The organism is Roseibium sp. FZY0029, from assembly GCF_036350355.1.
Lineage (GTDB): Bacteria > Pseudomonadota > Alphaproteobacteria > Rhizobiales > Stappiaceae > Roseibium.
This window is the reverse complement of record NZ_JAZDVZ010000002.1, coordinates 775250-792883: the sequence shown is the minus strand read 5'-3', so window position 1 is coordinate 792883 and position 17634 is coordinate 775250. Positions and strand designations below refer to the sequence as shown.

Here is a 17634-nt window from a genome sequence, read left to right as displayed (position 1 = left end):
CGCGGGCTGCGAAGAATGGTTTGGCGGATCGAATTGATTGCGGGACGGCCGTCCGGTTTCATGCACTTCATCCAGGTTTGCCGACGTCAACGGTAGCTTAATGTTAAGAGCCGACTGGTAAGGCTTACGCATACGCGACTGGCGCGTCGGGGTGTTGATGTTCAATCTTGCGAAACTTGCTGAACTGGCGCGAGACTCAAGTGCTGCGGGGCGCAAAAGCCTGGTCGGCACGCTGACTGACCTATTCGTGAGTTCCGGCGATGATCGCGATGAGCAGATCAGTCTGCTTTTCGGGGACATTGTTCTGAAGGTGCTCGGTCAGCTGGAAGAAGAAACCCGGATCATTCTGTCCAAACGTGTTTGCAAGGAAAAAGACGCACCCCGTGATCTGATGGTCAAGCTGGCGCAAGACGCGTTTCCCGTTGCTGGGCCTGTCCTGGAAAACTCGCCTGCTCTTACTTCAGACGATCTCGTAACGATTGCATCTTCTGCCTCGATGGAGCACCTGGGAGCAATTGCCGGACGTGAAACCGTCGACAAGGCAGTCACCAGTGTATTGGTCGACCGCGGAGATACGTCGGTCTTGAGCAAGGTTGCTGAAAACCAGGGGGCAGAGTTCGCAGATGCATCGTTTCTGAAATTGGTAGAAAAAGCCAGGTCAAGCGAAGCAATCCAGGCGGCATTGATTAACCGCACGGATTTGCCGGAAGAAGCCGCGCATGCCTTGTTACCTTTCTTGACAGAAGAGTTGAAGGAGAGAGTGAGCGCGCTCGGGGCCGACAATACGCTTGTCCAGCTTCTAGCCGAGCGCGCTGCTACTGAAGTGGCTGCCCGTGCCCACAAGCTCGAAGAGGCCCGCGAACAGTCCAATGCCTTGATCCGCGACGTGGTCAGCAAGAAGACCAAAATAGATGAGGCCGTGACGTTGTTCGCGCGGTCTGACCGAACAGCGGAACTTGGGATCCTGCTTGCCAAGGTCAGCAACCTGCCACCTGCGGCCGTATCTCAGCTTTTGTTCAGCTCAAGTGACAAACCATTGATCATTCTTTGCAAGGCAAACGGGGTCACTTCCGAAGCCTACAAGGATATTCTGACGATGCGCGCCCGCCGGTTGCGCATTGGCGGATTGGAGTTGAATGCCGCCATCCAGCGCTATGCCGCGCTCAGTGAAGACGGAGCGCGCAGGTCACTTGAAACTTTGAAACAGTCGGGTGCAAATTTCGGTCTGAAGACCGAAGAGGAAAAAACCGAAGCTGTTCGGACCAAGAAAAACATTCCCTTCGCGTCCAATCGCTGAGGTTGCTCTTCTTAATTTGCAGATCTTTGCAACGTCGCCGTCATAGCTGCGGCAGAGATCAGGAATGCACCGCCTACCCTGTTTATAAGCTTCAGCAAAGACGGGTTTCTCAGTTTTTGGCCGAGAGCCGCCGCCGCGTAGGCGTAAACGGCTGCATTCATGATCCCCAAAACAACGAACGTCGTTCCCAGAAGTGCGAGTTGTGGAACAACAGGGGCTTGGGGGGCGATGAAGTGAGGCAAGAAGGCCATGAAAAAAACGATACCCTTGGGGTTGAGCGCTGTAACCACATAAGCGTGCCAAAATATCTTTTGAGCAGGGACATCAGCAACCTGATGCGGGCCGAGGGCTGTCGGCCGGCTTCTCCACATCTTCACTCCAAGCCAGACCAGATAGATTGCGCCGACCCACTTGAGTATGCTGAAAGCCGTCGCCGAAGTTGCCAGAATGGCGCCAAGACCCATGAGTGATGCGGTTGCCGCTGTTGCGTCTCCCAAGCCCACCCCGAGAACACTGGCAACTGCAGACTTACGCCCCTGAGTGAGGGCATAGCTGACAACAAGCATGATAGTTGGTCCTGGGATCGCTAGGACGATCAAGGTGGCGACCACGTAAGCGGCGAAAAGCTCAAGTGTCATGAGGGTCCCTCAATTTGACCTCATTGCAACCATAGACGCGGGACACGCGTTGTTCAATCATGACGGTTGTTAATCATCGAAGTTGGCGGATCAGGGAATGCAGATAAGCCTCGTGTTTGTTTCCGCAGTTTTGATGGTGCATTTCCTTCTGCCTCTGCACGCTTACGCAAGCCCTCCATTGCCGAAAGAAAAACCCATTCAGGAGCTCGGTGAAAGGGGCTTTATTGAGGGGATCGACGTGCCGGAAGCCAAGCCTGCTAAGGACGCCAAATCGTCTCCTACAGCGCCAGTTGAAGGTGGCAGAAAATCGTCAACAACTGAAACGCCTGAGCTTGCGTCCTGTGATATCCAAGGGGCAGTGTTTGATCGACTTGCCCCGTTGCATGGAGATGAGGGCAACGAGGGTTGTGGGATTGCTGTGCCTGTAAATTTGACAGGGGTAAGCAGCGAAAGTGTTGAGGTGGCCTTCCCGACCAATGCCACTTTGTCTTGCGGGTTTGTCAAGACGCTCACCGAGTGGGTTATTCAAGATGTCGTGCCACTGGCACAGGCAGAATTTGGGAAACCTGTATCGGAGTTTTTCACGGGGCCAGGTTATCAGTGTCGCCGAAGAAACAATCAGCCAGACGGAAAGCTCTCGGAACATGCGCTTGGAAAAGCCATCGATATCACGGCTTTCCGATTGAGTGATGGGACCGAGATTTCAGTTGAAACGGATTGGGCAAGTAAGACCAAGAAAGGCAACTTCTTGGCGTCTGTCCACAAGGCCGCCTGCAAACGCTTCACAACCGTGCTCGGGCCGGATGCAGACCCCAATCACAAGTCCCACTTTCATCTCGATATCGGGTGCCATGGCAAAAGCTGTACCTACGTTATTTGCCAATAATCCGATCCCAGCTTGCAAATCAGCCGCAAGCTTGGTCCTTTCTACCCGATGACTTCTAACGCCGGAACGACTGATGGAACGATATAAAACAGCAATTGACGCCGCCCTGGATCTTCGTCCCGATCAACCCGTTTATTGTTTCCGACCGGACGTGCTGAAACACGACGCACAGCAATTTCAGTCACTCTTTCCCGGCAAGACCGCTTATGCGGTCAAGACAAATGGAGAACCGTTTGTTCTTGAAGCACTCGCAAAGGCCGGAATCAGCTGTTTCGATGTGGCATCACCGGCCGAATTTGCTTCTGTGAAGAAGGCCGCGCCAAAAGCCGAGATGCTTTACATGCATCCCATCAAAGCGCAGTCAGATATTCGATTGGCACTTGAAACCTACGGTATTCGAACGCTTTCACTCGACCATGAAGACGAGGTCGCGAAGATCCTGCGCATTGTTCGGGCCCTTGATATTGATCCTGGAACGATCACGCTTTTTGTTCGTATCGCGACCAAGGGGCACGCAGCCTACGAATTGTCGAAAAAGTTTGGGGCAGCTCCCGGCCATGCGGTTGAGTTGCTGCAACGGATCAACCGCATCGGCTTCAAGTGCGGTTTGTGTTTTCACGTTGGCAGCCAGATCGAAGAGCCTGAAACCTACGAACGGGCGCTGGCTTCTGCAGACTGGATCAGGTCACGTGCCGGGGTCCCCATCGTTGAACTGGATGTCGGAGGTGGATTTCCTGCCGTTTATGGTCACGATCCCCGCCGTAAGGTTCCGGAGATGCCCACACTTGAGGAGTTGATGGGGCAACTGAAGGCCGATATCGCCGATTGGCAGTTCGATGACCTTCCTCTTGTCGCCGAGCCGGGGCGCGTGATTGTTGCCCGGTCAATCTCGCTTATTGTGCGGGTGCTGCTGAAAAAAGGCCGGCGCCTTTACATCAACGATGGAATTTGGGCTTCTCTTTCGGACAGTTGGACTGGAAAGATCACTCTGCCGGCTCGTTTTATTCCCGACCCGGCTCGCAAGACGCGCGCGGGACAGCCCGACAAGATTGTGCCCTTCAAGGTCTGCGGGGCCACTTGCGACAGCGTGGACATTCTTTCCAGGCCTTTCTGGCTGCCGGAAACGGTCGATACAGGAGACTGGATCGAGATTGGCCATATCGGTGCCTACAGTTTGTCGCTGCGCACGCGTTTCAACGGGTTTTATCCCGACAAGGTGATTGAGGTCGCTACCCCCTTCGACGCAGGTGAAGCACCGGAAGGTTTTGCTTCCATCGAAACCATGGCGGATTAAACGACAGAGCCGGTTCAACGAAACGGCTTGGCTGCGGTTGGTGCTCATTGGGGTTCGGCACATCGATGCGTGCCGGGTTATCAGAAAAAAGGCAACAAACGGGTGATCGGTACGGCCGATCTGTCGTTTGTTGCCGCAAGTTCTTGAGTACCACCAAGGCCTAAGCTTATTGACAGAAACGCTGTTCACCCTGGTAGGTGGTGTAGGTGCCGGTTGATGGGTTGAACGACCGATATTTCGAAGAACAATATTGATACCAGGCAGGGCTCCATGGCTGATAGCCGATAGCCGTTTGGACTTGGCCCGGATACGGTGCTGGGTAGGGCGCCTGCGGGTAGTGGTTCACTGGCGGTGGGCCTGCGTAGCTTGGCTGGCGGGTCGCACCCAGCAGGATTGCACCAGCCGCCAGACCAATGACGCCCGCAGCGACGGCTGCGCCCAGATTATCATTGTTTTTGTGTCGGTTATGATTTCGGTTATGGTGTCTGTTGCTCTGGTGGTGGCCGCCACGGTGGTCACGCCAGCCGTGGCGCGAACCGGCTTCTGCGGACGCGAAGGTCGGCAAAAGAAGGGCGCCCGTCAGGGCGGCGGCAACGAGACGTTTGCTCATGGTCTTCATCGGTTTTCTCCAAAGGCAGGCGCTGTTTCCGTTGGCGCCGTATCTGATGGTGAGACATTCGCATAGAAGGGCTGAACCGGTTCTGAGATGGCTGTTCATCTGATGTTCAGGTTCAGTGGCGGGGTGCAACCATGAGATTGGAAGTTGATCTGGCCGAAAGGCAGCAGAATTTGGAGGGGCCGTGAGCCTGGAAAAAGAACCGAAATCAGTGATCCGTCCGACCGATGATCAAGCCAGAAGGTTGGCGAAGGAACTGATAAGAACGGCTAGATTTGGCGCGTTGGCGGTAATTGAAGCTGAAACACGGCATCCGCTGGCGAGCCGCGTGGCAGTTGCGACTGACCTCGACGGTACGCCTGTTATTTTGACAAGTACCTTGTCCGGGCATACCTCGGCAATACTTGCGGACCCTTCATGTTCGCTGCTGGTAGGTGAACCGGGAAAAGGCGATCCACTCGCGCATCCGAGAGTTTCTCTCTTTTGTTCGGCATTGAAGATCGCAAGAGAAAGCGCCGAGCACGAACGACTGCGAAAACGATACCTGTCTCGGCATCCGAAAGCGGAACTATACATTGATTTCGGAGATTTTTCCTTTTTCAGACTGGAGCTTTCACGAGCAAGCCTGAACGGAGGATTTGGCAAGGCTTTCGAGCTGGAAAAACAGGATCTGCAAACAACTGTCAGTCCTCTTGAAGACTGGGCCTCCATGGAGGCGGGGGCGGTTGCGCACATGAACTCTGATCATCGGGATGCTGTAAAACTCTACGCGCAAACCCTTCTGAAAGCCGGGGAAGCCAACTGGCGGCTTGCCTGTCTGGACCCCGAGGGACTTGATCTCGTTGCAGGAGACAAAGTTGAGCGCCTCTGGTTTGCGAACCCATTGAAGGATCCGTCAGAACTTCGGCCCGCATTGGTGGCCTTGGCTTTGCAAGCGCGCAACACCTGACGGTAATTCGACTGGCATACGTGAGAAGATGCGAGGTTACCGTTGTGTGTTGTTGCTGCCAGCGGTATCGAAAGTCTTCTTTTTCAATCTGGACGTTTGTTTTGCCAACACTCTGACCGGTCATCGATCCCGCCATGCATTCACTTGAGTGCGTCATGAACTTGTTCGTCCTGGCGGCGGATCGGGGCCGGTATGGCTTGGCCATGCGCATCTGATCCTGTTCAGGTTCATCGCTCATATTTCCATTTTTCCAGCCAAACTGAGCGCCGTGAGCTGACGCTTTCGGCCGTCCCGACTGCCTGTGACGGACTTCCCGTGCGAGGAAGACCCGCGGAATGTCGTCTATATTGAACGTTGAATGGATTGTTGTCCGTTCTGAAACTCCAAGCATTAAACGCCCATGCCAACGCTGCGGAAGTGCGAAGCCTTTCGGCTCCACCGGCAAATTTCGATTGAACGCGAATGGTGGCCAGCTCGACGCATGGTTGATTTATCGCTGCAAAGATTGCGGCAGCAGATGGAACAGGACCATGTTTGAACGCCGACCTGTCGGTAGCCTGCAGCCAGAACTGCTGGAGGCATTGCAGGGAAACGATCAAAGGCTGGCAAACACCTTTGCCTGCAAACTTGCCGGGGTTTCCGGGGCTTGTCCCGATACGGGTTTCGGTCTTGAAAGCCGGCTGGTGTCCGGTGTGAGTGCGCACGCTGAAAAGGCAGTGCTAACGCTGCTCAATCCGAACCGCGTGGAAGCGCGAGGTGACAGGGTGCTTGCGATGGGGCTCGGTCTGTCGCGGAGCGGCCTTGCCACTATGGTGAAACAAGGGTCCCTGAAAGTGCCGCTGAGCACCGCGAAGGTTCTGAAGAGGCGTGTTCCCGAACAGCTTGTTATTGAATTCGTCCGCTCTGCAGGATCGGATGAAACGGTCCCGTTTGGACGGTTGCTCGCTATCAACCTTCCATAAATAGGGGACAAGTCAGAAGCTGAAATTCAGGGCTGACGAGATCCTTGCGACGAGACGAAATTTCCCCCGCATGGAAACGCTTGGCTCTGTTGCCAGCCTTTATACCTTGTCCGATTTGCTGGTTTCCGTGTCCGCGTTGCGGACACGGGCGGTTCAATGTTTGGTGCTTAAAATGTTAGAAAGGCAGAGATGAGCGTCCGCATCGGTCATGCTGCGCGCAGATGTCCCAGAAAATCACTCAATCCGTCTCGTATTGTCGTGATCTGAGACGAGATGTTCTGGATGCTGCTGACAACCTCTTCAACCCGGTCACCTGAAATCTGGGCCGCTTGGTTTACCTGGGAAATGTTGGCTGTGATGTCAGCGCTGCCTTGCGCGACCTGATGGGCGTTCTGGGCTATTTCTGAAGTGACGGCGTTCTGTTCTTCGATCGCCGATGCAATTCCGGATATCTGTTCCCGAATTTCCATCATGGCCTTTACCACAGTGGTAATCGCATCGGAGCAGGTTGCGGCACCTGTCTGGACACCGCTTAGCTGAGAGCCGATCTGGTCGGTTGCCTGTCCGGTTTGAGTTGCGAGGGTTTTCACTTCAGATGCGACAACGGCAAAGCCCTTGCCTGCTTCACCGGCTCTTGCCGCTTCAATTGTTGCGTTCAGGGCAAGCAAGTTCGTTTGGGCAGCAATGTCGCTGATAAGCTTGAGAACATCCGTGATCTCTTCAGCAGATGCTGACAGCTTTCCAACGGTCTCACCGGAGACTTCCGCCTGTTCAGATGTGCGCGATGTGGACGAATTGGCAAGCGTTATCTGCCGGCTGATTTCGTGGATGGAACTTGCCAACTCCTCAGATGCGGACGCAACGGATTGAACTGAAGCCGTCGCCTGTTCAGCTGCGGCAGCAACTGTGTTGGATCTCTCAATGGTCTCATGACTGTTCCGGGCCAATTCGTCGGCACCGATTGCAAGTTCGCTCAAGGCGGATACGGCCGTATCGCAGCTGGTCATCAGAAGTTTTTCAAGTTCATCTGCCAACCTGAGCCTGGTGTCCCGGCGGTCCGCTTCCGCCTGGATTTCCTCCTCGCGCGCCTGATCCTGGAGGCGCTTCATTTCGATAGTGTTTTCCCGAAACGTTTCGAATGCCCTTGCGACCCGGCCGATTTCGTCTCTTGTACGAACATTGACTTCCACATCCGTGTTGCCTCTCGAAAGCTCAAGAAGTCCTGTCGTGACCTGGTGCAACGGGCGGGAAATGAGAAACTTCGCAAAAAGTACCGAACCAATTATGCAGAATATCAAAGTCAGTCCCGCTGTGATCGCTATTTGCCGAAAGGCCTGTTTTTCGTGATTTTCTGCTGTGGTTGCGGCTACTTGGGTAAAGCGTTCTATCTCGGCCAGCAACGAGACAAGTTCATGATCCAGACGGGTCTGTTCTTTTTCCAGTTCAGCGAGCAATTCACTTGCACCCGTCAAATTGTTCTGTTCGATTTTCTGCAAGATCTCTGCAATTTCAGCCGAGTAGATCTGATATTCACTTTCGATGCGTTTCAACTGTTCCAGTGTTTTTGAAAACTCATCTCGTTCAATCGTGCTGGAAGATTTTTCGAGTGCCAAGTTGGCGAGAGCTTCCGCTTTCAGGATTTCGCCGGAAACCTGTTCATTCAAAGCCGCCAAGGTCGATTTCAGCTCATCGGTCGATGAAGCGTCGTCTTCAGATGTGAGGCCGGAGACGCGCATGATCCGTTCAATGACTGCTGCCTGTTGCAACTGATGGCTGGCAACCTGACTGATCGCCTGCGAGAGTGGAATATCCTTCTCGGCAATGTTCTGGAGTTCCTTACCGATCAATCCCATCTGAATAATCGCAACGGCAGCCACGACAAGCAGACCGAGGCTGAGTAAGGCAACCAACGCGAGAATTTTCGCTGCAACCGAGGTTGCAATGGGATTTGTTGCCAACATTATTCAAAAACCCGAATTTCTCTGCACTATAGGCAGTACCTGAGTTGAAGCTGGTTAAGTTTAGGCGGACTCAGGTTGAAAAAACGGTAAACTTTTTACCTGAGAGATAAGATATTTCCCGTCTGGGTAGAAATGACGATGTTGTATTCCCGGAGGTAACTACAAAAAAACGGCCGCCTCGACAGGCGGCCGTCGTTACTCATCAAATCGTGCGATTTGGGCTCAGGCTTTGCCCCATCCACCGGCCGTGGGGGTGATCACAGTGACCGCTTCGCCTGCTTCAAGCACAGTCTGATCACATCCTTCGAGCTTTTGGATTGTACCGTCCAGTCTTCGAACTTCGGTTCGGCCGAGCTCGCCGTCGCTGCCGCCAGCCAGTCCTTTTGGCGGAACGGTGCGGTGCGACGCCAGGATCGCGCAGTCCATTTTCTCAAGGAACCGCAGGGTCCGTTTGGTGCCATCTCCTGCGGACCACTTGCCTTTGCCTCCGGTGCCCTTGCGGATGTGGAAGTCTTCCAGGAGAACCGGGAAACGGAACTCCAGAACTTCCGGGTCAGTGAGGCGAGAGTTGGTCATGTGGGTGTGGACGCCGTCCGTACCATTGAAGCCAGGTCCTGCTGGCGACCCGGAGCAGATGGTCTCATAGTATTGATATGTGTTGTTGCCGAATGTCAGGTTGTTCATCGTTCCCTGAGCATTGGCCATGGCACCAAGCGCTGCGAAGACGGCGTTGGTAACATGCTGTGATGTTTCCACGTTACCTGCCACGACCGCTGCCGGATAGGACGGCCGCAACATGCAGTCGTCCGGAATGATGATGTTGATCGGCTTCAGACAGCCGGCGTTCATCGGAATATCGCCGTCTACCATGACCCGGAAGCAATACAGGATTGCCGCGCGGGTTACAGGTTCCGGTGCATTGAAGTTGTTCGGCTTCACACCGGAGGTGCCGGTAAAGTCGACCGTTGCCTCGCGCTTCGATTTGTCGACGGTGATCTTTACCTTGATCACGGAGCCCTGGTCTGTCGGATACTCGTATTCTGAGTCCTTCAGAGCCTCGATCACGCGGCGAACACTCTCTTCCGCGTTGTCCTGGACGTGCCCCATGTAAGCCTGGACGACATCCAGTCCGAAATGGGCGACCATCTTGCGCAGTTCCTGAATGCCTTTTTCGTTCGCGGCAATCTGTGCGGACAAGTCAGCAACGTTCTGGTGCGGATTGCGGGCAGGGTAGGGATGGTTGGTCAGGAGCTCAACCAGTTCCTGCTCGCGGAAGCGGCCTTCGTCAACGATCTTGAAGTTGTCGAACAGAACGCCTTCTTCGTCCACGTTGGTTGCACGCGGGGTCATGGAGCCGGGGGCTGAGCCTCCGACATCGGCATGGTGGCCACGGGACGCCGACCAGAACAGGATCTCTTTACCGTCGTCATCAAAGACGGGGGACACCACAGTGATGTCCGGCAGGTGCGTTCCACCGTTGTATGGGGCATTGAGCGCGAACACATCACCCGGCTTGATCTTGCCCTTATTGAGCTTGATCACCGTTTCAACGGAACGGTCCATGGAGCCCAGGTGCACAGGCATGTGCGGAGCATTGGCAACGAGCGCGCCGTCCGCATCGAAGACCGCGCAGGAGAAATCCAGCCGTTCCTTGATGTTGACCGAATAGGCCGTGTTCTGAAGCGTGACACCCATTTGTTCGGCGATCGACATGAACAGGTTGTTGAACACTTCAAGCATGACAGGGTCAGCATGCGTGCCGATGGCTTCAGCGCGCTTCAAGGGCACGATACGTTTCAGGATCACGTGGTCCTTTGAATTGACTTCGGCCTGCCAGCCATCTTCAACGGCGATTGTCGCATGTGGTTCAATGATCACTGCAGGGCCGGTCACCTTCATGCCCGGTTTCAAGGTCTCGCGCTTGAAGATACCCGCCTTGTGCCAGCTCCCTTCGGAGTAGATGCTGGTGGACGTGTTCGGAGAGGGGGACTCGGAGGACAATGTCAGGTCCGGCTCGGTGAGGCCTGCGCCGCCACCGGCAGTTTCGACTTCGAGAGCTTCCACGACCACCGGCTTCTTCTCATAGGCAAAGCCGAACTGTTTCTTGTGCGCATCCTCGAAGGCCGCCCGCATTTCGGACACAGACCCGAGCGGGACAGGCAGCGGAGTATCCGTGCCGTCGTAGCGCAGATGGGCAGTCGCAGTCGTGCGGCGGGCATTGGCGGAGATCGACTGCCTGTCGAGTTCCGCTTCCGTCTGGCTGGCAAGCTGGTCGCGAAGGGCCTGAAGCTCCGGAATGAGCTCGTCCGTCAGCGTCTTGACGACGGCCTGTTGCCGGTCTGCCCGGATATCGGCCAATCCCATGCCGTATGCGGAGAGGATGCCTGAGAACGGATGCAGGATGACAGTCTTCATGCCGAGACTGTCTGCAACGCGGCAACCAGTCTGACCACCTGCGCCCCCAAAACACGTCAGGGCATATTCGGTCACATCATATCCGCGCTGGACAGAGATCTTCTTGATGGCATTAGCCATGTTCTCGACCGCGATTTTCAAAAAACCGTCGGCGACGTCTTCCGGCGAGCGGCCGTCGCCGATGCGCATGGCCAGATCCGTGAAGCGTTTGCGGACTACGTCGCCGTCGAGCGGCTGATCCTGATCCGGGCCGAAGATTTTCGGAAAGAACTCCGGTGCGAGCTTGCCGGTCATCAAGTTGGCGTCGGTGACGGTAAGAGGGCCGCCGCGGCGATAGCAGGCTGGTCCCGGATTAGCGCCTGCGGAATCCGGGCCAACCTGAAAGCGACCGTCCGCATAGTGAAGGATCGATCCGCCTCCGGCGGCAACCGTGTGGATCATCATCATCGGCGCGCGCATGCGTACACCGGCGACTTCCGTCTCGAATGCGCGTTCGTAGTCGCCATCATAGTGGCAGACGTCAGTCGATGTACCGCCCATGTCGAAGCCGATGATCTTTTCGAAGCCCGCCATACGGGAGGTTTCGACAGCGCCAACGACACCACCGGCCGGACCGGAGAGGATCGCGTCCTTTCCCTGGAAGAGATCTGCGGCGGTGAGACCACCGGAAGACTGCATGAACATCAACCGGGGGCCTTCGCCCAGTTCTTCCTGAACCTGGTTCACGTAGCGGCGCAAGATCGGCGACAAATAGGCGTCCACCACGGTGGTGTCGCCACGGCCCACCAGCTTCATCAGCGGTGACACTTCGTGAGAGACGGAAATCTGGGGGAAGCCGATGTCTTCCGCGATCTTCTTCAGAAGCTGTTCGTGCGCCGGATAGGCATAGGCATGCATCAGCACGATTGCGATGGAACGAATTCCGTCGTCCCACGCAGCCTGCATTTCATTGCGCGCCTGCCCTTCATCCAGCTCAAGTTCCAGTTCCCCGTCGGCTCGTACGCGCTCGACGATCTCGTGGACACTCTCGTAGAGGAGTTCGGGCTTAATGATTTCCTTGGCGAAAATGTGCGGGCGGGCCTGATAGCCTATTTCAAGGGCGTCCCGAAAACCTTTGGTGATGAACAATGCTGTCCGCTCGCCCTTACGCTCCAGTAGGGCGTTGGTGGCAACGGTTGTGCCCATCTTGACGGTCGAGATCTTGTCCGAGGGGATGGCAGCGCCTTTTTCCACGCCAAGCAATTCCCGAATGCCCTGGATGGCAGCGTCACGGTAAGCCTCCGGATTTTCGGAGAGCACCTTGTGCGGATGCAACGTGCCGTCAGGCGACCGGCCAACAATGTCGGTAAACGTGCCGCCGCGGTCGATCCAGAAATCCCACTTGGCTGTCATGATCTTCCCTCTGATGCTGCCGGCTTCGGGAACTCGCGATTCCGTGCCGGTGATTAGCGTATTGATAGCAGATGATTTTATGCTGACATTTTATCGATAAAATGTCGATGAAAAAATCTGAATAGGTTTGCATTTGATCTTTTTATCGCTTCCACCGTTCCCATATGTCCCTGTGAGACAAAGAGAAATCGAGAAAGCGCCGATGTCGGATAACGAAAGATCAGGAGACCGGGACCCAATCTTGTCGCGTCTGGTGGATGCAGTCGATTTTACGATCAGCGTTCTGACTGCGGACATCTGGTTTGTTGCTCTCGGCCTGCTGATTGCGTTGCTATTGGGCGCTTCTCTGTTGGGGCTGCTCTTGGAGTTTGCAATTGGCGCACTCGTGCTTGCCGTCGTAGCGCTCTGTTTCTGGCTGTATTCGGAGTGGGGTCCAGTCGAGTGAGTTTATTCTGCCTGCCCGCGCTCCAGAAGCGTAAGGCCACTCGCGCCCCATCCAAACCGTCTTGCTGCCGGGGAGTTTCCCCTCGGACTGAAGGCTTCTTCCGCTGCGCGCATTTCCTCACTGCTGGTGTGGACGACCAACAGCCATCGCGCATTTTCAGTGCCTTGTCTAAGTTCATCGACTGTCTCGACTGCCGTGAAGGCGTCCGGATCGCGGAGATAATAAGACAGGGCAGGGGCGGCAAAGCCTTTGTATAGCAGCAGATGATCTCCTTCGCCTGTCAGCGCGCGATAATCTTGTGCGATCTGTCGCCACTCCGGGCGAATTCTTTCCAGCAGCGTGAATTTCAGTTCGGGGTAGCTCAGCCATATGGCTAAAGCGAGTAAAGCAACCGGCGCGACACGTGGAGCCAGGCGCTGGGCAGTTGCAGAGGCCAAGAGGATAACTCCCGGCCAGGCGGCAATCAGATATCGGTCGAAGAGGATCGGCTGCACGAAAATGGAATAGAGATAGGCCAGAAGCGGCGGACCTGCAGTGTAGGCAAGGCAGATGAGGACAGCGTTTGCGCTCTGCGGCTTGCCGAAATATCTGCCTGGCAGGTGGAGGCAGGCCAGGAGACTTGCCAAGGCTAGTCCTGCCAGGATCCAGAACAATGGCAGCGACCCGGCCAAGCTGAAGGCAATATTGGCGAGAAATGCCGTATCCGGATAGGCAATCCAGAAGCCTTGTTCGGCCACCGACTTTACCCGCATAGCCAGAATGATCAGCCAGGGCAGGAAAGCTATGGTGCTCACAGCCATCGCGAAGCAAATCGTAAGTGCGTTGGAAAGAACGAAACGTCCGGAGCGGAACATGCTGCTCAAAGCGAGGATTGCGCAAGTTATGCCGACTGAGGCAAATCCCAACAGCGCATAGATATGACTGTACAGGAACAGGGCCCCTGACAGGGCTAGTGCGATGAGCCGCCACGCGGATGGCTTCTCCAAGGTTTTCAGAACCATAAGCAGGAAAGCGAGACCGCAAGCAGCCAGCAAGGCGTACATGCGCGCCTCAGTCGAATACCAGATATGGAACGGGGAAACGGTCAGAAGAGCTGCTGCCAGCAGTCCCGTGGTCTTTCCAGCCAGGGTCTTGCCTGTCAGATAGATCAGCCAGACGGCAAGAACGCCGAGCAACACGGAGGGGAGCCGCAACACCGTTTCGCTGTCTCCGGCGATGGGCATCGTCAGCCAGAGAATGATGTTGTGCAGTGGCGGGTAATTATCTGCCGCAACGGCGGTGAGCAGCTCAGTCAATGATCCCTTGGACTGGTTCCAGCTCACGGCTTCATCATACCAGAGGCTCGTTCTGTCCAGGTTCTGAAAACGAAGCAAAGCCGCTGCCGCCAGAATGAGTGCCAAAGTCACTTGGTTGGCTCTCAATCCGGCCAGGACGCGATTGTTGTGTGGCAGCGCCAATTCAGGTTTCCTCATTGTCTGGCCTGAACGCTAGCCAATCCTGTTGACGGAGGAAAGCTCGCTATGCTTTTCGATAATCACAATTTATCGATAAATTGTTGATGTTGTCGCTTTTTCCGTCTAGTGTTCTGGCAGATGCGCTTTCCAAGGTGTTCAAAGAATGCACCCAGAGCAGCATCCCGACGGGCAATTCCCGCTTCCAAGAGGAGAAAACCATGCTGCAATCTCGTTTCCTGACCCGGGCCGGAGTTCATCTGGCTGCCGCCGCTGCATTTAGCCTGGCGGGTTTGACCGCTGTTTCCGCTGAAACAAAGTGGGACATGCCAACGCCTTATGGTGACAGCAACTTTCACACACAGAACATTGCCGCCTTCGCTGAAGAAGTGAAGGAAAAGACGGATGGGTCTCTCGTCATTCAGATCCATTCGGCCGGGTCGCTGTTCAAGCATCCCGAAATCAAGAATGCCGTCCGCAAGGGTCTTGCCCCGATTGGCGAAGTCCTGGTCTCCCGCCTTTCCAACGAAGATGCTGTCTTCGGGGTGGATTCCGTTCCCTTCCTCGCACCGTCCTATGATCAGGCCTGGAAGCTTTACCAGGCGTCGAAGCCGGCACTTGAAGAGAAGCTCGGCGAGCAGGGGCTGCAACTGCTCTATGCCGTGCCGTGGCCGCCCCAGGGCATCTACGCCAAAAAGGAAATCACCAAGGGTGACGACCTCAAGGGCCTGAAGTTCCGTGCCTACAACACCGCAACCGAGCGTCTTGCCCAGTTGGCTGGTGCAGTGCCGACACAGGTTGAAGTTCCGGATATTCCGACAGCCTTCTCCACCGGCCGTGTCGAAGCCATGATCACGTCGCCGTCCACCGGTGCAAATTCCAAGGCGTGGGACTTCCTGAGCCACTATCACGACACTCAGGCCTGGTTGCCGAAGAACATGGTAATCGTCAACAAGGGCGCTTTTGATGCCTTGAGCGACGAAGAAAAGGCAGCAGTTCTGGGAGCCGCAGAGGTTGCGGAAAAACGCGGCTGGGAAGCCTCCAAGGTGGAGACCAAGACGCAGACCCAGGTTCTTGTCGACAACGGCATCACTGTCGTTCAGCCGAGCAGCCAGCTGATCCAGGATCTTGCTGCAATCGGTGAGACAATGGCCGCCGAATGGCAAGAGGAAGCCGGTGAAACCGGGCAAGCTGTTCTCGAAGCCTATAAAAACTAAACAGCTAGAGAAGCGCCGGACCAAAAAGTCCGGCGTTTTTTTAATATCAGCTGCACATCCGGTAGGGGAAGCCGATGCGAAAGGCTTTGAATGCGCTTTATCAAGCGTCAACGGCCATGGCTGCGTGTTGTCTCGTCGTCATTGCCAGTCTCGTGGTTCTTCAGGTATTCGGGCGTATATTCGACTGGGCCAGAACGGTCGTCGGTCTGGAGCCGCTTGGACTACAAGTTCCATCGCTTGCAGAAATTGCAGGTTTTCTGTTGGTAGGCGCATCTTTTCTGGCGCTTTCCGGAACGCTTCGGAATGGTGATCACATCCGTGTGGCGATCCTGCTTCAGTCCGTGCCCAAGGTCGGAGCGCGCATTCTGAACGTCTGGGCGGTTGCGGTCGCGCTTGCTCTGGCGGTGTTCTTTACCTGGAACGCCGGCCTGCTCGCTCTCGACAGCTACAAATTCAACGAGACCTCCTATGGCGTCATTCCGATCCCGCTGGTCTTTCCGCAGTCGGTGATGACCTTCGGTCTGCTGGTGTTTTCCATCGCACTGCTGGACGACTTCATCATGGCTCTCATGGGCAAGGCGCCCAGTTTTGAATCGGTCGTGAAGGCCGATCCGATCGAGGGGAAAGAATAATGGATCTCTCCCTCATCGCCCTCCTGCTAGGCCTTGGAATGCTGGCGGCGCTTGCGACCGGTATCTGGGTGGCCGTTGCTTTGTTTTCGGTCGCGCTGGCCGCAATGATGGCACTTGTCTCGGCGCCTGCCGGTCCTGTGCTGGCAACGACGGTCTGGGGCGCTTCTAATTCCTGGGACCTGACGGCACTGCCCATGTTCATCTGGATGGGCGAAATCCTGTTCCGCTCTCGTTTGTCGGAGGACATGTTCGCTGGTCTTTCTCCCTGGATGCGCAACCTGCCGGGCCGGCTGCTGCATGTGAACATTCTCGGATGCGGTATCTTCGCCGCTGTTTCGGGATCCTCTGCTGCCACAACCGCCACGATCGGGCGCATGTCGCTGCCGGAACTGAAGCAGCGTGGGTATGACGAGCGCATGGCCATCGGTACGCTGGCGGGTTCCGGTACTCTTGGCCTGCTCATTCCGCCATCGATCATCCTGATCGTCTATGGCGCGGCGACCGAGCAGTCGATTGCCCGGCTGTTCATGGCGGGCGTTCTGCCCGGGGCTATGCTTTGCCTCCTGTTCATGGGGTATGTTGCGATCTGGGCGCTGCTGAACCGGGATAAGATGCCCGCGAAGGAGGAGGTTGTTCCTTTTCTCGAGCGTCTTCTTGCGACACGCAGGCTGTTTCCGGTTATCGGTCTGATCGTGGGTGTGATCGGATCGATCTACGCGGGCCTTGCATCGCCGACAGAGGCCGCCGCTATCGGTGTGATGCTGGCCTTGCTTTTGTCGTGGATGAGCGGAACCCTGAACCGCAAGAGTTTCTCGGAAGCTTTGATGGGGGCAACACGTACCTCCTGCATGATTGCGTTCATCTTGGCGGGGGCAGCATTCCTGACCGTTGCCATGGGCTACACCGGCATCCCGCGCGAACTGGCGGCGTGGATCGGCTCGCTGAACCTGTCACCCTATGCCCTCCTGATCGCCCTGACCCTGTTCTTCGTGGTGCTCGGCTGCTTTCTAGATGGCATTTCGGTGGTGGTGTTGACGACGTCGGTGATCCTGCCGATGGTCGAGCAGGCCGGCTTGGATCTTATCTGGTTCGGCATCTATCTGGTGCTGGTCGTTGAAATGAGCCAGATCACCCCGCCTGTCGGGTTCAACCTGTTCGTGCTGCAAGGCATGACCGGGTACAATATCTTCAAGGTTGCCCGCATGGCCTTGCCGTTCTTCCTGTTGATGATCCTGGCAATCGTCTTGATTGTGGCCTTTCCGGGCTTGGCTCTTTGGTTGCCGCAGACGATGTTGAGCAACTAGTGCATTTCATCCGTCCCTTAACGGGGGCGGATGGCGCGCACCTTCGAAACGATCAGAAAACGGGCCACCAGCCGGTTTTTGTAGGTGGCCCGCTGAAACATTAAACTGTGCCGGAGATCAGATGTGACGGATAATCCCGACTCCAGAAGCGATGCCCCTATCGGGCCTGTTGTCT

Annotated in this window: 14 protein-coding genes; 9 read left to right on the top strand and 5 right to left on the bottom strand. The window is 55.8% G+C overall.

The window, feature by feature from the left end:
- The first annotated feature begins 391 nt into the window (after positions 1 to 391).
- Positions 392 to 1297, top strand: coding sequence for a DUF2336 domain-containing protein (locus V1T76_RS08215; protein ID WP_330560162.1), 906 nt, complete (start codon positions 392 to 394; stop codon positions 1295 to 1297).
- An 11-nt stretch (positions 1298 to 1308) separates the two neighbouring features.
- Here the strand turns inward: V1T76_RS08215 and V1T76_RS08210 are convergent, their stop codons facing one another.
- Positions 1309 to 1935 (bottom strand): LysE family translocator, encoded by a 627-nt coding sequence (locus V1T76_RS08210; RefSeq protein ID WP_330560161.1) that lies wholly within the window; start codon positions 1933 to 1935, stop codon positions 1309 to 1311.
- Between the two features lie 97 nt (positions 1936 to 2032).
- Here V1T76_RS08210 and V1T76_RS08205 point away from each other — a divergent pair, with 97 nt between their 5' ends.
- Complete coding sequence (locus V1T76_RS08205) at positions 2033 to 2821, top strand: extensin-like domain-containing protein (RefSeq protein WP_330560160.1); 789 nt, start codon at positions 2033 to 2035, stop codon at positions 2819 to 2821.
- Positions 2822 to 2894: 73 nt separating this feature from the next.
- The gene (locus tag V1T76_RS08200; RefSeq protein WP_330560159.1) at positions 2895 to 4115 is read left to right on the top strand and encodes an alanine racemase; all 1221 of its coding nucleotides are present in this window, start codon (positions 2895 to 2897) and stop codon (positions 4113 to 4115) included.
- A gap of 166 nt (positions 4116 to 4281) precedes the next feature.
- Here V1T76_RS08200 and V1T76_RS08195 read toward each other — a convergent pair whose 3' ends face one another.
- Positions 4282 to 4734 (bottom strand): BA14K family protein, encoded by a 453-nt coding sequence (locus V1T76_RS08195; protein WP_330560158.1) that lies wholly within the window; start codon positions 4732 to 4734, stop codon positions 4282 to 4284.
- Between the two features lie 181 nt (positions 4735 to 4915).
- On the opposite strand from V1T76_RS08195, the gene V1T76_RS08190 reads away from it, so the two are divergent.
- Together V1T76_RS08190 and V1T76_RS08185 are read left to right on the top strand one after the other, a co-directional pair.
- Positions 4916 to 5680 carry a HugZ family pyridoxamine 5'-phosphate oxidase gene (locus V1T76_RS08190; protein ID WP_330560157.1) on the top strand — a complete coding sequence of 255 codons (765 nt, stop codon included), beginning with the start codon at positions 4916 to 4918 and terminating at the stop codon, positions 5678 to 5680.
- Positions 5681 to 6027: 347 nt separating this feature from the next.
- Positions 6028 to 6642, top strand: coding sequence for a DUF1062 domain-containing protein (locus V1T76_RS08185; protein WP_330560156.1), 615 nt, complete (start codon positions 6028 to 6030; stop codon positions 6640 to 6642).
- Positions 6643 to 6848: 206 nt separating this feature from the next.
- Here V1T76_RS08185 and V1T76_RS08180 read toward each other — a convergent pair whose 3' ends face one another.
- Positions 6849 to 8603, bottom strand: coding sequence for a methyl-accepting chemotaxis protein (locus tag V1T76_RS08180; RefSeq protein WP_330560155.1), 1755 nt, complete (start codon positions 8601 to 8603; stop codon positions 6849 to 6851).
- A gap of 222 nt (positions 8604 to 8825) precedes the next feature.
- A complete protein-coding gene (locus V1T76_RS08175) occupies positions 8826 to 12410 on the bottom strand; it encodes a hydantoinase B/oxoprolinase family protein (protein ID WP_330560154.1) in 3585 nt (1194 codons plus the stop codon).
- Positions 12411 to 12612: 202 nt separating this feature from the next.
- Here V1T76_RS08175 and V1T76_RS08170 point away from each other — a divergent pair, with 202 nt between their 5' ends.
- The gene (locus tag V1T76_RS08170) at positions 12613 to 12855 is read left to right on the top strand and encodes a hypothetical protein (RefSeq protein ID WP_330560153.1); all 243 of its coding nucleotides are present in this window, start codon (positions 12613 to 12615) and stop codon (positions 12853 to 12855) included.
- Positions 12856 to 12857: 2 nt separating this feature from the next.
- Here V1T76_RS08170 and V1T76_RS08165 read toward each other — a convergent pair whose 3' ends face one another.
- Complete coding sequence (locus tag V1T76_RS08165; RefSeq protein WP_330560152.1) at positions 12858 to 14261, bottom strand: glycosyltransferase family 39 protein; 1404 nt, start codon at positions 14259 to 14261, stop codon at positions 12858 to 12860.
- Positions 14262 to 14527: 266 nt separating this feature from the next.
- Between V1T76_RS08165 and V1T76_RS08160 the strand changes: the two genes are divergently transcribed.
- The 3 genes from V1T76_RS08160 (at position 14528) to V1T76_RS08150 (ending at position 17459) form a co-directional block, all read left to right on the top strand.
- Positions 14528 to 15523: a TRAP transporter substrate-binding protein gene (locus tag V1T76_RS08160; protein WP_330560151.1), complete on the top strand. Its 996-nt coding sequence runs from the start codon at positions 14528 to 14530 to the stop codon at positions 15521 to 15523.
- Positions 15524 to 15597: 74 nt separating this feature from the next.
- Positions 15598 to 16155, top strand: coding sequence for a TRAP transporter small permease (locus V1T76_RS08155; RefSeq protein ID WP_330560150.1), 558 nt, complete (start codon positions 15598 to 15600; stop codon positions 16153 to 16155).
- Positions 16155 to 17459 (top strand): TRAP transporter large permease, encoded by a 1305-nt coding sequence (locus tag V1T76_RS08150; RefSeq protein ID WP_330560149.1) that lies wholly within the window; start codon positions 16155 to 16157, stop codon positions 17457 to 17459. Before V1T76_RS08155 ends, V1T76_RS08150 begins: the two co-directional genes overlap by 1 nt.
- Positions 17460 to 17634 lie beyond the last annotated feature (175 nt).

Excerpts from the sequence above, each read along its gene's own strand:
- V1T76_RS08215 (WP_330560162.1), top strand. The coding sequence starts at position 392 with ATGGTCAAGCTGGCGCAAGACGCGTTTCCCGTTGCTGGGCCTGTCCTG.
- V1T76_RS08210 (WP_330560161.1), bottom strand. The coding sequence starts at position 1,935 with ATGACACTTGAGCTTTTCGCCGCTTACGTGGTCGCCACCTTGATCGTC.
- V1T76_RS08205 (WP_330560160.1), top strand. The coding sequence starts at position 2,033 with ATGCAGATAAGCCTCGTGTTTGTTTCCGCAGTTTTGATGGTGCATTTC.
- V1T76_RS08200 (WP_330560159.1), top strand. The coding sequence starts at position 2,895 with ATGGAACGATATAAAACAGCAATTGACGCCGCCCTGGATCTTCGTCCC.
- V1T76_RS08195 (WP_330560158.1), bottom strand. The coding sequence starts at position 4,734 with ATGAAGACCATGAGCAAACGTCTCGTTGCCGCCGCCCTGACGGGCGCC.
- V1T76_RS08180 (WP_330560155.1), bottom strand. The coding sequence starts at position 8,603 with ATGTTGGCAACAAATCCCATTGCAACCTCGGTTGCAGCGAAAATTCTC.
- V1T76_RS08175 (WP_330560154.1), bottom strand. The coding sequence starts at position 12,410 with ATGACAGCCAAGTGGGATTTCTGGATCGACCGCGGCGGCACGTTTACC.
- V1T76_RS08170 (WP_330560153.1), top strand. The coding sequence starts at position 12,613 with ATGTCGGATAACGAAAGATCAGGAGACCGGGACCCAATCTTGTCGCGT.
- V1T76_RS08160 (WP_330560151.1), top strand. The coding sequence starts at position 14,528 with ATGCTGCAATCTCGTTTCCTGACCCGGGCCGGAGTTCATCTGGCTGCC.
- V1T76_RS08155 (WP_330560150.1), top strand. The coding sequence starts at position 15,598 with ATGCGAAAGGCTTTGAATGCGCTTTATCAAGCGTCAACGGCCATGGCT.
- V1T76_RS08150 (WP_330560149.1), top strand. The coding sequence starts at position 16,155 with ATGGATCTCTCCCTCATCGCCCTCCTGCTAGGCCTTGGAATGCTGGCG.